This is a genomic window from Fusibacter paucivorans (genome assembly GCF_018390735.1).
GTDB classification, from domain to species: Bacteria; Bacillota; Clostridia; order Peptostreptococcales; family Acidaminobacteraceae; genus Fusibacter; species Fusibacter paucivorans.
In genome coordinates this window covers 1-15,210 of the sequence record NZ_JAHBCL010000012.1, presented here as the reverse complement: position 1 = coordinate 15,210, position 15,210 = coordinate 1, and the positions used below count along the sequence as shown (strand labels likewise).

At 41.3% G+C, this 15,210-nt stretch carries 12 protein-coding genes; 10 read left to right on the top strand and 2 right to left on the bottom strand.

The window, feature by feature from the left end:
• Positions 1–273 precede the first annotated feature (273 nt).
• The gene (locus KHM83_RS08075) at positions 274–1,125 is read left to right on the top strand and encodes a hypothetical protein (protein ID WP_213236492.1); all 852 of its coding nucleotides are present in this window, start codon (positions 274–276) and stop codon (positions 1,123–1,125) included.
• Here the strand turns inward: KHM83_RS08075 and KHM83_RS08070 are convergent.
• Entirely contained in the window at positions 1,115–2,317 is a 1,203-nt protein-coding gene (locus KHM83_RS08070; RefSeq protein ID WP_213236491.1) for a hypothetical protein, read from the bottom strand. The two genes, KHM83_RS08075 and KHM83_RS08070, sit on opposite strands and share 11 nt — an antisense overlap.
• Positions 2,318–2,403: 86 nt before the next feature.
• Between KHM83_RS08070 and KHM83_RS08065 the strand changes: the two genes are divergently transcribed.
• Positions 2,404–3,033 (top strand): DUF5052 family protein, encoded by a 630-nt coding sequence (locus tag KHM83_RS08065; RefSeq protein ID WP_213236490.1) that lies wholly within the window; start codon positions 2,404–2,406, stop codon positions 3,031–3,033.
• Positions 3,034–3,082: 49 nt separating this feature from the next.
• Here the strand turns inward: KHM83_RS08065 and KHM83_RS08060 are convergent, their stop codons facing one another.
• Positions 3,083–3,469: a response regulator gene (locus KHM83_RS08060; RefSeq protein ID WP_213236489.1), complete on the bottom strand. Its 387-nt coding sequence runs from the start codon at positions 3,467–3,469 to the stop codon at positions 3,083–3,085.
• 428 nt (positions 3,470–3,897) lie between these two features.
• Between KHM83_RS08060 and KHM83_RS08055 the strand changes: the two genes are divergently transcribed.
• From KHM83_RS08055 to KHM83_RS08020, 8 genes are all read left to right on the top strand, one after another.
• Positions 3,898–5,022, top strand: coding sequence for a cysteine desulfurase family protein (locus KHM83_RS08055; protein ID WP_213236488.1), 1,125 nt, complete (start codon positions 3,898–3,900; stop codon positions 5,020–5,022).
• Positions 5,009–6,109 (top strand): tRNA 2-thiouridine(34) synthase MnmA, encoded by a 1,101-nt coding sequence (gene mnmA, locus KHM83_RS08050; RefSeq protein WP_246542962.1) that lies wholly within the window; start codon positions 5,009–5,011, stop codon positions 6,107–6,109. The genes KHM83_RS08055 and mnmA overlap by 14 nt, the downstream gene beginning before the upstream one ends.
• A 105-nt stretch (positions 6,110–6,214) precedes the next feature.
• On the top strand, positions 6,215–7,414 hold the full coding sequence (locus KHM83_RS08045; protein ID WP_213236487.1) for an MFS transporter: 1,200 nt from the start codon (positions 6,215–6,217) through the stop codon (positions 7,412–7,414).
• A gap of 21 nt (positions 7,415–7,435) precedes the next feature.
• Entirely contained in the window at positions 7,436–7,834 is a 399-nt protein-coding gene (locus KHM83_RS08040; protein WP_213236486.1) for a Crp/Fnr family transcriptional regulator, read from the top strand.
• Positions 7,824–8,933 (top strand): DUF2225 domain-containing protein, encoded by a 1,110-nt coding sequence (locus KHM83_RS08035; protein ID WP_213236485.1) that lies wholly within the window; start codon positions 7,824–7,826, stop codon positions 8,931–8,933. The genes KHM83_RS08040 and KHM83_RS08035 overlap by 11 nt, the downstream gene beginning before the upstream one ends.
• Before the next feature lie 16 nt (positions 8,934–8,949).
• Positions 8,950–9,657, top strand: coding sequence for a deoxynucleoside kinase (locus KHM83_RS08030; protein ID WP_213236484.1), 708 nt, complete (start codon positions 8,950–8,952; stop codon positions 9,655–9,657).
• Between the two features lie 493 nt (positions 9,658–10,150).
• The gene (locus KHM83_RS08025) at positions 10,151–11,575 is read left to right on the top strand and encodes an S-layer homology domain-containing protein (protein WP_213236483.1); all 1,425 of its coding nucleotides are present in this window, start codon (positions 10,151–10,153) and stop codon (positions 11,573–11,575) included.
• A gap of 20 nt (positions 11,576–11,595) precedes the next feature.
• Positions 11,596–15,054, top strand: a complete 3,459-nt coding sequence (locus KHM83_RS08020; RefSeq protein WP_213236482.1) for an Athe_2463 domain-containing protein — start codon at positions 11,596–11,598, stop codon at positions 15,052–15,054.
• Positions 15,055–15,210: the final 156 nt, after the last annotated feature.

Below are 15,210 nucleotides of genomic sequence, written 5' to 3'. Positions count from 1 at the left end.
AAAAAGGAATTCTAGACGCCCAACTAGGATTCCTTTTTCGATTCTGTCTTCCTATAAGTCTTTCCGATAAGAAATGACTGCCTTCAACGGTTGCCTTTTGCATAGGGGCTGATTATAATAGAGAAAATGTGATATTTGAGAAAATGAGTATTTTTACATTTCGATATGGAGCAGCATAGGTCATGAAGGTTGCAATTGCTAGTTTAGCAGCAGTTGCTTGAATAGAATGCCTTAACTGTTATGACCATAATTGTTATAAACGGAGAGGTGGCTATGATAAGAAACGTTAAGAAAATAAATAGACGATTAATGATCATCTTCATCTTGCTATCTGTATTGATCGGCAGTCTACTCACCATTTTATATTTGCCGCGATTAAGGTCACGGGTTGTGATGACAGCATCCAAAGCTTATGAAAATCGAACAGCAGATCAGGCAATTGCACTGTCAATTCCTGTGCATGATAGTGATACTTCTTTGGCTTGGTATCCACAAATGCTCACTTATAATGACAGAGGCGGTTATAATCGAATGAACAATGTAAATACTGAATTGACAATCTATTATACATTTGGTGATTTCAGTGGTTATGGTTCTAAAGCACATGCTGCCTTTTATGATGTTGAGAGTCCCTATTATGCTTCTTTTTTTGGCGGGTACGTCATTGGCAATGCCGGTGGCGATTGGTCGCAGAAACCGATACTGCTGGCTTCTGTGCCGCACTATGACTATACGCAGCTAATTTTGTCTGCATTGGGATGCCCTGATAAAAGGTTGAAATTTGAATATGAAGTATTAGAAACAGAAGAGGGTGTCTATACAGCAGGAAGTGATCGGTGGACACGCTATGATTTACGTATAGAAACAACTGGCGTGACACACCCACAGAGAGACTTTCTAATGCATGATTTGCAATTCGGCCCTTCGCCATTACCTGCGGCATATTCGCCAGAATTGATCGCGGGTTCTTTTGAGCCCATCGTGCTTTATGCCGTTTTATATGCAAAATATTATGCGGCGCAGGATACAGAAATAATGCTATATGTATTGACAGCTGACAAGCAGCTGCTGGAGCAGACAGATGAGCGCTTGCTGTCAAAGACAACACTTCACTTTACAGATTGATGCGATACTGACTGAGCGTATCGTAAAGACTGGAAACGCCGCTGGACCAGTTTGGATCTTCCGCATAGATGACATTGAGCCATTCAAATGCATCTGCACCTGTCGGCATGGTTGTCAGCCTGTCCTGTATGAGTTTAATGGCGATAACAGTGGTGTCGTTGAGTGAGGTGTTATAATGCTGCCAACTTCTGAATACATTGTATGGATTGTTGACGATTCGATGCTTGGCACTTGAAGTTTCTGGAATGAATCCTTGCTCTTGACCAATAATGGCAAGCAGCAGCAACGGGTCGAGATCATTGACTTTGGCCAGAATGATGATCTCATTTAAAAAGGATTCATTGACGAGGTAACTATTGCGCTCAGGGCTTAGATAATTTCTCAGTGACAGGTAGTCTATAGGTCGATAGCTGTAAGGTGCATTTTCAGGCAAATAGGGATTGTGAATCGTTTTATAGTTGATTGCAATGACTTGCTTTGATTGCATTTTGACGGCCTTAATAATTTCCAGATGGGGTGCCAATGGTGTTATGAGTTGAGCTGTATGAGGCGTTCCAATAGTGGACGACGGACTTTGATGTTGGGATGGTGAATTGATTTGCAGTTCCTGCCCAGCATTAAGTGCGGTTACACGTGTGATCATAAGGATGCTGACAGCGAGTACCAGTACTTTTGCAAATGGCACTGTACGAAAACGAAGCCGTATGAGCGATGTGATGTGAAACCGTATATTTTTTTCATCATTTTCATCAATCTTATCATCTATTGAAGATTTAACGGAAGGTACAGCAATAATTTGTGAAGGCGTTAAGCTTTCAAGATATGCGGTGATATCCTCATCTGTAATCGATAAATCCGTATTGGCTTTGAGCCATACTTTTGAACGTTCAAGGCGTGTTTCAACAGTTGGTTCCATATCGCAGATAGCTTCCAGCACATCTAATTGATAGATGTCGCGTTGGGAATTGACAATGCACTTTTTAAGAAGATCACGTCGAATATGCTGTTTTTCGGTTTCAGTCATGCCCTTTAAATGCTGATTCAATGCATGATGCACCTGCTCGGCTAATAATTGCGCACGAAATGAAGAATTGCTGCCGGCATGTGTTTCAGCTAGATTGTGTTTTATTGTGATGATTTCTTGATAAGATAAAATCATCCAATTTTTTAAAGATACAAAGAGATCAGTCATGAGAGGTCCTTTTACGTAATTCTAACCTTTTACTATTATAATATAAATAGTTTATAGATGTCGCAAGACAATTGAAAGGAGTAATAATGAAAAAAAATATAAGCCGGCTTCTGATTTTTTTATGCGTGATGATATTGGCGACAGGCTGCACTCAGGTAAAGAGTCAAATTAAAGATATTAAAGCTGAGACATTTGGCATTGAGCGTACTTTTGATGTCTATGATGATTTTGGCAATAAAACGCTCAGCGTTACTGGTGATAGTACGGATATGCAGCCTTCGGAAGTTGACAATGTTATTCTTATAACGATTGATGGTTACACGTGGCAGCATGTCGGCTCAACAATGGTTGTTTCAGAAGAAGGGCTGACCAATGCTTTAGCCAATAGTGAGGCTTCAACAAATGACGCTGATTGGGATACTGCGGTAGAAGCGGATAATGAAACGCAGACAATTGACACGTCGAGAAATGCGTCGGGATCATTGACGACTGTTGATCGCTTTTTTAATAATGTGACGTCAAACCTCGTTGGCTTAAAGCGTGTGATTTTTGTTAAAAATCAAATGGGTGTACTCGTCGGTGTTTACGAAGGCGATAAAGTGCTTGTAGAGGATAGCAGTTTGCCAGATTCTACGAAAATACTCATTGACGATAAACGCCTTACACTTTATCGATGTGATTTTGAAATTTTTGAAGCGGAGATGCTTAGCGAATAATTTTCTTAATACAATTTAACAAACCCCAAGCTTATGCTTGGGGTTTGTTTTATACTTTTTCAAGGTAATTGACAAGTGCGTGATTGACAAGCTCAAGAATAGCATCTTTCTTATAGGGTTTTTCGACAAACACATGGCATTTAGAATGCGTAAACGCTTTATCTTCAAATTTCTTATGTGCAGAGATGATTGCGATAAATGCATCGCTGTATTTGGCTGTATTGCGAATTTCATCTGCAAGTTCTAATCCGCTTTCATAACCAAGGGAGATATCCAGCATAAAAAAGTGAATGTCGTCTTCGGCATAAATCTTTTTTGCAGTAGCGATATCTGATGCGCAATAAATATTGCCGCGTTCATCACCAAGCCCTTCAATTACCATTTTCTTGAGATTATCTAGTTGATACTTGTTGTCTTCGACGATTAAAATGTTCATAATGTCACCTCAGGAATATTATACCCTATCAAAAAGTTCATAATCAATAGAACAAACCAATATTTGTAAAAAATATTTTGATTTCAAAAAAAAGCATGCTGTAGAAAACGGAAATAAAAAAAATATAAAAAAGGGGTTTACAAACTAATTGAGAAGTGTTATCATTTGTATATAGTAACTGATAATAATTATCAATTACAAATCCTTAATCCTTATATTTCATTACTGTTAATTTTGAACCCTTTAATTGTGGTACGCCACAAGAATGTAACTTTGTTTTAATACCTCACACGAACGGATGCGTCGCCGGCATCCGTTCCTCCTTTTTTTGATTGACAAAGCCCTTGGCTGCGTGTATACTATGGATGAATTCCTACTTTATTTGTAGGATATAGATGCATAAAGAGCGCCAGGTAGGGACATTTAAGATGGATAAAATATATTTAGACAATGCGGGGACGACGAGAGTGCGAGATAATGTGCTCAAGACGATGTCCTCATTTTTTTCGACTAATTTTGACGCGCGTACAACTGAAAAGATACTGTCAGAGGCAAGGCAACGGATCATTGAACTGTTGGGTGCAAGTCAATATGATGTTTTTTTTACATCATGCGGAAGTGAAGCAAACAATATTGCGTTAAATGTAATGGCTGATCTTATACGCAAATCAGCAGGGCGTAGACGTATTTTTTATACGGCGATTGAACACGCTTCCATATACAGGACTGTTGAATCCAATGCTTTTGAAGATTTCGAACGCATTCGGCTGGCCGTTGATCGTATTGGCATGCCGCTTCACCATAATGAGATTGACGGCCAAGGTGGTGCTGCAACAATGATGTATGTCAATAACGAAATTGGCAGTATCCTGCCGGTTTACAAGTGGATAGATACCTTTAAATCTGCTAATATTTTGACACACGTAGATGCTGTTCAGGCACTTGGTCATATAAAATTAACGTTAGATATTTTAGGTGCAGATTTTGTAACACTTTCTGCCCATAAAATTCATGGACCAAAGGGACTCGGCATTCTGCTCGTAAAGCACGAGCTAGCGCCGTTCGTTGAGCAAATATTGCGTTGTTATACTATTAATATGCCGTATGTTATGGGCTTTGTAACAGCATTGGAAGCGCGTTATAAAGCAATGACCGAACACCTTGAACATGCCGCGATGTTAAAGACTTATATCATCACACGATTAAAACAAATACATCAGGAAATCAAGATTATTGGCTTTGAAGCGGTTGATTCAGAAAAGAGTGTTTCAGCAATTATCAATGTCCAACTGCCGTATCTTGAAGGGGATAGTATCGTTATCGGCTGTGATATGGCAGGAATTGCTGTTTCAAGCGGTTCAGCATGCAGTTCAGGCACTATGCAGGCCTCTCATGTGATAAAGGCTTTGGGATTTTCGGAAGCGGAAGCCAAGCGATGTTTTCGAATTTCAACGAGTGACTTTACAACAGTCGAGGAAGTTGATAGGATGTTAGAGGTGCTTTGCACAATGCTGGAACCATTTGAGGAAAGGGAAAGAAATGATCAACAATAAACGAGTGGTCGTTGGAATGAGCGGCGGCGTCGACAGTACAGTTGCCGCCTATGAACTAAAACGCATGGGATATGAAGTGATTGGTGTCAATATGCGATTATGGCAGGATCCTTATTTAGAAGATGCCCATTTAATGCACGAAGGCGGGTGTTGCAGTTTATCGGCAGTTGAAGATGCTAGGAGAGTATGTGCCCAAATTGGCATACCGTTTTATGCGCTTGATTTTAAGGCAGTCTTTAAAGAAACAGTTGTCGATTATTTTATTGATTCTTATGAAAAAGGTGAAACGCCCAATCCGTGTATCGCCTGTAATAAATTTGTTAAGTTTGATGCATTGCTTGAAAAGGCGAAACAGCTCGGTGCCTATTATGTCGCAACGGGACATTATGCTAAAATTGATTTTAACGAGGCGAGCCAAAGATATGAAATTCATCAGTCAGACGCCGTTGAAAAAGACCAGACATATGCGCTTTATAATTTGACGCAAGCGCAGTTGGCACATATTCTCATGCCGCTTGGGTCTTTCAAATCAAAAGATGAAGTACGTGCGATAGCAGCACAGTTTGACATTCAGATTGCTGGCAAATCTGACTCTCAGGAAATCTGTTTTATCCCTGATGATGACTATGTCGGTTTTTTATCCAGAAACGGCAATTCAGAAATGCGCGAAGGCGATTTTGTGTCAACAAGTGGTGACGTACTTGGCAAGCATCAAGGGATTGCACGCTACACAGTGGGTCAGCGGAAGGGACTTGGCGTTACATTTGGAAAACCCATGTATGTCGTTGGCATTGACGTCGTCAATAATCGCGTGATCCTCGGCGACAATGAGGCTGTATTTTCTGAAACGGTTTACGCAGATACAGTCAATTTTATTCCTTTTGAAGATTTTAAAGACGGCTATGCGTGCCAAGCGAAGATCCGTTATAGTGCACAAGCAGCATCCTGTAAGCTTTATCATCATAAGCAGGGGATTAAAGTCGTTTTTGAAATGCCCCAAAGAGCCGTTACGCCGGGGCAGGCAATCGTCTTCTATGATGATACGCTCCTCATTGGCGGCGGTACGATTCGCAAACATAAAAAATAATAGTTTTAAAGTTGCTTTGAGGCGTTGAATGGATGCCTCAAAGCTTGTTTTTGGTGTATAATGATCACATAGACATCGTAAGAAACATACTTAGTAGGAGATTACATGGAACGTTGGAAATCGAATTTGTATACCCTTTGGGTATCGCAAGTTGTCTCATTGATGAGTTTTGGCTTTGGCTTGCCGTTTATTCCCTTTTATATTCAGACATTAGGGGTAACGGATCCCGTCGCTTTAAAGTTTTTCTCGGGTGTGCTCAGCGCTGCTCCGGCGATAACAATGGCGGTGATGGCGCCTATCTGGGGGATGCTCTCCGATCGCTATGGCCGAAAAATCATGATTCAACGTGCAACCTTTGCCGCTACATTTCTGCTGATATTAATGGGCTGTGTGCAGAATGTGTGGCAACTCGTTTTTTTAAGACTGCTGCAAGGCGTATTTACCGGTACGATTGTTGCATCGTCTGCCTTTGTGGCTTCGAATACGCCTGATGAGAATATGTCGTTTGCCCTTGGCTTTTTATCGTCGTCAACCTTTGTCGGCTATTCGTTTGGACCGTTGATTGGCGGTGTTGTCGCCGAATTTTATGGTTATCGCGTGAGCTTTTTTGTCGGTGCCGTATTGATGTTCTTTGGTTTCTTGATTGTCACGTTAAAGTTAGTAGAAGACAAAAACTCATTTGGACAGATCAGTGCGACGAAATCAGATGGCAAGAAAGGGAAAATGACAGCTATCTTAACACAAACGATCGTTTTGCTGCTCATTATGCTATTTTTGCAGCGTATTGTTCGGACTGTTTTTTCGCCGTTTCTACCACTGTACATTCAGGAACAGCTAAACAGCTTAGAGGGAGCTTCTTCGACGACGGGGATTTTAAACGGCGTTATTGGATTGGTAACGGCGCTTTCGGCAATTGTTATCAGCAGACTTGGTGATTTATATGATAAGATTAAAATCATTCAGATACTGATGATTTTGGCACTTGTAGATGTTGTGGTACTCAATTCACTATCAGGATGGTGGGGGTTCGTGATCCCTTATACACTGATGTTCTTTATCATTGGCGGTATTGAGCCGCTGATGACGAGTATGAGTGCACAACAGGTGACCTCAGATAAGCGTGGCTTGCTCTTTGGCATACAAGGGTTGATTGGCAGCCTTGGCTGGCTGGTATCGCCGACACTTGGGACGTGGATTTCAATTGAATTTGGCATTTTTCGGGTTTTGATTGTTATTTTAGCCGCCGTAGTGCTCAACACGATTTTTAGTTTTTACATTGGCTATCGCCAAAGGCAGAGAACCTAATCACATTTTCGGGGGGAAATGATGAACGAAGCTTTAAGAGAAATTGGGACCATTAAACAGTTTGTAAAAGATGAAGTGATCTTTTCGGAAGGAGAAATGGGAAACGCGCTATATATCTTGCTTTCCGGTAAAGTAAGCGTTTCCAAGCAGAGTGATTTTGACGGTGAGAGCATTGTGCTCGCAGAGCTCGATTCAGGTGCGGTATTTGGTGAAATGGCTGTTATCCGGGATCATTTCAGGTCGGCGACATTGACTGCGGTTGAACCGGTTATCACCCTTTGCATCGCAAGAGAAAACTTCAGCAAGTTTATTATGCTTGAATCAAGGTATGCGCATACGATGTTAAAAACGCTTGCAATGCGTATTCAAAGCGTTCGTCAAAAATGTGAGGAAAGGAGTCTTTGCCAGCATGATCAATGAAATGGAACTGAAACCTGAATCCACACTGTACAGTATCGGCGATGTCATTGAAGGCCTATTCCTCGTTAAATCAGGGGCCGTTGGGCTCAGTCGAAGTACTTCTGGCCCTGATGTTTTTGTTGAAGTGATTAGACCCGGGGCTTTTGTAGAACCTGAACGAGCACTGGCGGGCGAACACGCTGTTTATACGGCAAAAATATTGGAACCTTCTGTCATTTGTTATATTCATTTAAACTATCTTGATCAGTATATCAGCACGCATCCGCTTAAAGCGATGGAACTCTTAACGTATATGAGTGATATGCTGGAAAATTATAATGACAAGTTAACCATGGGTGAATGCCATTATTCGAAAAAAGCGGTTGAAATTATTAAAGATGAATCGGATTTTCGAATTAATGCCAAAAGGCATTATCATAAACAGCTCCCTGCCGTACATCAGGAATATCTGTTTTCCAAAGAAGTGGTGTGTCCGGTTTGTGAGTACACCTTCAAAGTTAATCAGGTAAAGGCATCCAAAATGGAATTCGATCACATGGACGACGACTTTCGAAAACACTTTTATGATATTGATGAACTTTGGTATCAGATTTGGCGCTGTCCATACTGCCACTATACGCACTTTTCCAATGAATTTCATAAGATTAACAACCTTGTGCGCGCTGAGCTCAAAGTGACGCTGCCAAGATATGAAACGCCTCAGCACGAGGTGCTGATTAAAGAAAACTATCAGCAGATTTTCGATGATATCTACCAGATGAATTTGCTGATTCAGCAGATTACGAAATCCAGTTTTGTCAAAGCGAGATTGTGGCAGACATACGCTTGGCTTCTGGATGATGTCGGCGATCAAGCTACCGCACTTGAGGCGCGTAAAGTATTGAAAGTCTACTATGAAGATGCATGGTATAATGGTACGATGGCACTTAGTCAAGATGATGAAATAAAACTCGCCATCAAGCTCGCAAGGCTGTGTGCAGAATTTGACGATATTAGAGGTGCTAAGAATTATTTATTAAAAGTCGTTCAAATGAAACCGCGAAACAAAGTGCTTCTTAAAAAAGCACAGGATATGATTTACGATTATAAAAAGTTGTAATGAAAGGGATCACCTTATGAACCGTTTTTCATCAGCAATGATCAACCATTATAAAGAACAGGGAAGCGAACATAATATGGCAATCGTAATTGACGGCATTATCGGTGCAGGTAAGAGTAGTATTGGGCATTATTTAAGCGAAGCATTGGGTATGCCGCTTTATCAGGAACTAAAATCAGATGGTGATGATTCATTGGCTCAGCGTATGCTGGATCGGTTCTATGAGGCGCCGGAGCGCTGGAGTGCCATTATTCAAATTATGTTTTTAAATGATCGTTTTAAAGATATTATGCGGATCGAAGCAGAGGGTAGCCGTGCGATTCTCGACCGTTCAATATATGGTGATGAATTATTTGCGCGCACCATTTATGACAGAGGACAGATGACAGCAGATGAATTTGCCATTTATCAAGCGGTACTTAAACAAATGCTTACCTTTATTCGCGTACCGGATTTACTGATTTATATCGATGTCAGTGTTGATACGGCGCTTCATCGTATTGCAAAGCGCAATCGTTCTACTGAGGGTGATCTAATTCCAAGAGATTATATGGAAGATTTGAGAGCGCATTATGAACACTGGTTTGAACAGTATAATCTCAGCCCAAAGATTAGGGTAGATCTCAATGAGAGTGCTTTTGATGAAAGCGGTCAAATCAAAGAAGCTTTTAGCAAGCAAATACTACAGGCGGTAGCGGATGCCGGCTATCAAAGGAATCGCTAATGAATCGGGGCCGATTATACAAGGTATGTCGTAATAAAGATGCTTGATAAAGCGGTTATGCAATTAAATAGATGCATTAAATAAAAACATGTTAACGCTGAAGTGCAAGACATGTTTTTTTGTGCGCATTTTGAGGATGTAGAGCACTGTAAAGCTGTTTTAAATTAAACAGTAAACCACGAGTAGCGAACCATGGGATGTCATCGTATGAGAATGAAGGTGATTATGATGCAAAAAAGCTGAGAATGAGATGCTTTTAGGATTTGGAAATAATTGTATTTATGTTATAATAATGTATAAAAGTTTTAATAGTATAAATAATCAAACAGGTCATGGTATCAGCAATGGCGTTGGCTTTATGAAAACGGACTGAAAATGTGAACCATTCATTAAAATGAACACACTTTTAAAGTCAACAGGCAGCGTAAAATATGCGGCATACAAGAAACAGCGTACGATTGAAAACGATAAATTTGAGGGGAGTATACATAGAATGAAAAATCTAAAAATCAAAGTGACAACAGGTATAATGGCGGGGGTATTATGTCTTTCCGGTTTTGCATTTGCGGCGAATAACGGCGGCGGGGATAGCAACAGTAGTCTTAATGGTAATGGCAATGGCTTTTCTGACATGACCACCCACTGGTCAAACAGCTATGTCTCGTCACTGACAGATCGTGGTATCATCTCAGGTTATGGCGACGGCACGTTTAAACCTGATAATACACTGAAACGCATTGAGTTTATCGTGCTAACACTTAAAGCGATTGAAAGCGAAGGGACGATTACGCTAGATGCGACCGCGCCAGCTGATGCTTACTGGGGTATGCCTTACATTGAAAAAGCCATCGAAATGAAACTGCTTGAAAATTATACAACGGCAGCAGCGGACTACGAAACGGCTATTACCCGGGAAGAAATGGCATCGATTATCGTCAAAGCTTATGATGCCATTGGCGGCGAAACGGTCATCACAGATGGCGTTGTCACGAAAGCACAAAAGCAAATTGGCGATCTCGTCAATGTCTCAGCTTCTTATAAAACAGAAGTGACCACGGCCTATGCCTTTAATTTCATTTCAGGTTACGGTGACGGCTCCTTTAGACCGCTTGGCAGTGCCACAAGGGGCGAAGCCAGTGTTGTGATCTCAAAACTTTTAGATGACAGTCTGCGCGCACCGATTGAAGAAGATAAACCACTTGAAGGCGATTCATCATGGCTTGAGTGGGTGCAGTCACAATCGCCTGAATACCAAGAAGAACATCTATCACCAGAATATGCCATCAGCACCTTTGAAGATGGCGTCCTCACAATTGTAGATGGCGGCGGCGGTTATGGTGATCTCGTGGTGAAAGATACTTATACGCCGGATCTCACAGCCCGACTAAACAATCTTTTAAACTACATGGCGAGATTGGAAAGATTTTCAGGTCTTTATACAACGAGAAGTCCAGTAAATGAGTTGAAAGGTCATCGTGAATTTATCCTTGTAACACTGGGGAATAAACTTGATTACTATAATCGTTTTCCATATTTTCAGTTTAGAATTCATCATGATCACTATTTTGACCCTTTAACCTATGATGGTTCTGAAACCCAAAAAGGCGCCACAGTAAAGCTAACTATCAATGCCCTCTATGATGATGATACGGAAAGAACAGAAACATACTGGAAGCAGGGATATGATAACCGTTATATGACACCTTTGAAAGAATCTATTAAAGCTTTTTTTGGTGAGGCGTATGGTGCTGAAATTGCGGATTACGTGCAACAAACACATATGAATTACTATGTCAATTTTGGGCGTAACAATTATCCTGATTACGACGCGGTGAAAACTATTGGCAATGTCGATATTGTTGTGCCGCTTATTTCGAAAGACCTAGGTGGGTTGCACATCTTTTTTACGATTCATTAGATTCACTAAGGAGTCATTAAATGAAAAAATATCTATCCATGATTTTAATTGTTGCCTTGCTTATAAGCAGTGTCCCCATTAGTGCCGCCGATGTCGCATCGCCGTTATTTACTTATGCGGCAAATTATAGCGGCTATACGTCCTTTGAGGATTTTATAGTGGCGCAATCATTGCCACTTAAAGTTGATAATTTCAGCACAGGCAAAACGCTATACATCAATAAATCTGTCTACGATAAATACGGCCTTATTGTCTACGGCAATGAAAAGATAATTAATTATGATATGCTTCCTGCTGGCTATCCCCATGAAAATAGTTCGGCAGAAGAAATCTATAATGATCAAAAGACGGGTACAACAGGCTATCGCTATCTCGGTTATAGTCAAGGTGGTCAAGTTGTCACCAACGCCTACTATCCACCAGATGCGCCACTGTCAGATAAGAATAAGTGGATTGAACAATACTCCGATATTGCAAATGCACAAGATACATGGAGTGATGTAACAGACGGAAGCTTGCGTGAATACATGACCGCACACTGGATCGGCGGCAATGGTATCAATACTGATCCAAATGACATCAATACGCAGTACACCGTTGAAACGATCAACAATACGCGGTCAATGGGGGCACTGAATACGTATCCCATTGATGGCTACAGCGATAGTTACATGAAAACGCTGCTGCTTACAGCTGGCGGTTGGTATACGAACTTTTCAGTGCGAACGGAGCGCGGTAAATATTATCAAACATGGATTGGCGATGGCATGGCGTCGAATGCACGCGTCGACCAGTGGTTAACGCTGAATCTTCAAAACAATGACATTGCCGTTACAATGGCATCCGATCAGCAATTTGTTGAAGTGAATACTTCGTATACGGCAGTCATTGTACCGGACAATCAGTTTATGAAAAAAGAGCATGTCAAACAGTTTGAAGCTAGTATCAGCAAAGATGGCAGCGTGATTGACAGCTCAGAAGCAGAATTTTCTGTACTGAGAAAGACGGTTAACAGAACGGTGCGCATTAACAGAAGCGAACTGGCGGTGGGCACACAAGAAGTTGAAATCAGCGGCAGTTACGTACTGGATACCGTTTTTAAAAGTGACCCAAAAAAGTCAGGAAACCTCACGCGAAAAGTCATCGTCACCGTTGAAGAACCTGCTGTCCCCACGGCGAGCTGTCTTGTAACGGCAAATCCGCGGTATAAAACATCAAGCGGCAGTGATGTCGATGTCAGCATTACCGCTGACATCTCACTTTATAAAGTCACCACTGCAAATGTAGCGAATATTGCCGTGTGGCTTGACGGTGAGTGCCAATATGCAAGTGTTATTAATCCAACCGTGACATTTCATCGAACCATTGATGGTGCACCTTTTGTCGACAATCCTGATAAAAGAATTAAACAGCCTTGGAATGTTACCGTCAGCGTTACCCTAAAAGACGGCCGCGTCCTAGAGGCAAGCGGGGATGATATGACCGTTGTGGTGGGCGAGCCGAAGCCGCCGGAAGTCAAAGTCAATGCCCCCAAAACGGCAAAGGTCGGTGATACAAAAGGGATTACAGTACGCGGGAGCAGCGTCACGGGCGCACTGGATTATCTTATCTTAAATGATGGGAGCGCTGACATTGTCGTTGAACATCCAACCGATGGCTATTTAAATACGCAGTATGAATTTACAAGGGAAGGTGAACAGACCTTTACAGGGGTTGCCATTGATACCCTTGGCTACAGTGGCTATGGCGAAGATACAACCATGGTACTGCCGCCTACAGTTGATGCCGTTATACATACCGAAGGGCAGCTCAAACCATACCGTAAGATCACCGTGTCGAGCATGCAGTCGGACAGTCCTGATAAATTCCCCATTGTAGACAGTCAAACAGATTGGTGGGTTTCAAGCGGCACCATTAATGCGGCATCGGGTGTCTATTCACCTGCTGATCCTGACGGCAGCCGAAAGTTTGATTTTGGTGTACCGACAGCGGGAACGATTAACATGTCCGTAACACTGAAAAACCCCCTTGGCTATTCAGGGCAGGCAAGTAAAACCATTACCATTGCACCGGATGAACCGCCAGTCGCCGTGATGGAGCTTGTGAACAAAGTTTATCGGAATCCGAATGATGCGAATAATGCGACCATATCGGTTATCAATAGAAGCTATTCGCCTGACGGCGACAAAATAGGACTGCTGAGCGTTATGTACTGGTATGACTCAGACAATGACGGTAATTATTACGAACACCCTGTGCACCTCGTTTATCAAGGTGCCAATATGCCACAAGTAGACTTTAAGGTTTCAAGTGTCGGCAAGTATATGATTAGAACGAGAGTTGATGAGACATATACTGCAATGTCCGGGATGACACCTGTTTACCTTTATGATACGACGTATGACGGTTATTTTGATGAAAAGCATGTTGTAGAAGTTGATAATATTGCACCAAGTGTAAATGCTCAAGTAACAAATGATAACGAACCAGTAACAATAAACTATTTCAACATTAATGGCTATACGACAGATGCGTATATACAGTCGCAATTTGCATCACAGCTTACCCCTATTTTAAACAGCAATGGTTATGCGACGCTTGCCTTAGAAACCCATGATGTCGCAAGTGTGGAAAAAACAAGAACGACGACTGCTATAGGTGCACCAGTAGAATCAACGATTAACTATTACTCGGTAGGCAAGTATATCCCTGAGATAAATATGATTGAAGGGGCACGCGTGCTCTATTATCTCAATGCTAATCGAACGGGTATTGCAAGGACTTTTCGATATGTTAACTACGAAAGAGTCAAAGAAAAGAATACCGGGGATCGCGAATGGAAACAAAATGTCGGTCGAGAGCATTACTATTATAACCTGAGCGACAAACAGATTATGGTTTACGCTTATGTAAATGACAATGATGTCGGCTATGAAATAAATGGCGGTTTTATCAACTTTCCATATGGCACAGGAGTCTACGTCTTTGATTACTATTTAAATATTGCAAATTACTATAGTTCGTTTGAAATGATTCCAGAAGATGTAATGAATAAATTCATTTTTTCAGATTATATGACAGATTCCATGCTCTATCCGGAAGATGATTATTACAGTTATGCGTCTTCCGGTGTACGAACAAACAAACGGTTTGGGTACACAACACCAACAGATTTCACCAGTTCAACGAGCGATGTGTGGCCAATTAATAAAGCTTATAAAATTCTTAATAGTTACACAACACGTGAACGTATAAGTGGTTATAATGATACCATTTACAATAATTTCTGGAATTATGAATGGTATAACAGCCTTGTCGATTATATTAATACAATCAAAGCAAATAGTTTTGAGACATTGGGAAAGAAAGTGGCAGTGCTTGCATTTAAAGAACCAGAACAATTACTTGGCAATGACGATTACATTAATGCTCTTGCAAGTCTATTGAGCACCAATGATGTTTTAGTCCACGTGATTTGACTTTGCCTTGCTCTTTGTCTTTGTCAATGCCACGGTGAAATAGCTCCCTTGTTTTGCCGTAGTCATTTGTTACAATACATATAGCATATATGTATTGAGGTGATAGAAAAAGCATCACTAGACGACTGACCTTCCAGCAAGATTGTTCATCGTCAT

Excerpts from the sequence above, each read along its gene's own strand:
- KHM83_RS08075 (WP_213236492.1), top strand. The coding sequence starts at position 274 with ATGATAAGAAACGTTAAGAAAATAAATAGACGATTAATGATCATCTTC.
- KHM83_RS08070 (WP_213236491.1), bottom strand. The coding sequence starts at position 2,317 with ATGACTGATCTCTTTGTATCTTTAAAAAATTGGATGATTTTATCTTAT.
- KHM83_RS08065 (WP_213236490.1), top strand. The coding sequence starts at position 2,404 with ATGAAAAAAAATATAAGCCGGCTTCTGATTTTTTTATGCGTGATGATA.
- KHM83_RS08060 (WP_213236489.1), bottom strand. The coding sequence starts at position 3,469 with ATGAACATTTTAATCGTCGAAGACAACAAGTATCAACTAGATAATCTC.
- KHM83_RS08055 (WP_213236488.1), top strand. The coding sequence starts at position 3,898 with ATGGATAAAATATATTTAGACAATGCGGGGACGACGAGAGTGCGAGAT.
- mnmA (WP_246542962.1), top strand. The coding sequence starts at position 5,009 with ATGATCAACAATAAACGAGTGGTCGTTGGAATGAGCGGCGGCGTCGAC.
- KHM83_RS08045 (WP_213236487.1), top strand. The coding sequence starts at position 6,215 with ATGGAACGTTGGAAATCGAATTTGTATACCCTTTGGGTATCGCAAGTT.
- KHM83_RS08040 (WP_213236486.1), top strand. The coding sequence starts at position 7,436 with ATGAACGAAGCTTTAAGAGAAATTGGGACCATTAAACAGTTTGTAAAA.
- KHM83_RS08035 (WP_213236485.1), top strand. The coding sequence starts at position 7,824 with ATGATCAATGAAATGGAACTGAAACCTGAATCCACACTGTACAGTATC.
- KHM83_RS08030 (WP_213236484.1), top strand. The coding sequence starts at position 8,950 with ATGAACCGTTTTTCATCAGCAATGATCAACCATTATAAAGAACAGGGA.
- KHM83_RS08025 (WP_213236483.1), top strand. The coding sequence starts at position 10,151 with ATGAAAAATCTAAAAATCAAAGTGACAACAGGTATAATGGCGGGGGTA.
- KHM83_RS08020 (WP_213236482.1), top strand. The coding sequence starts at position 11,596 with ATGAAAAAATATCTATCCATGATTTTAATTGTTGCCTTGCTTATAAGC.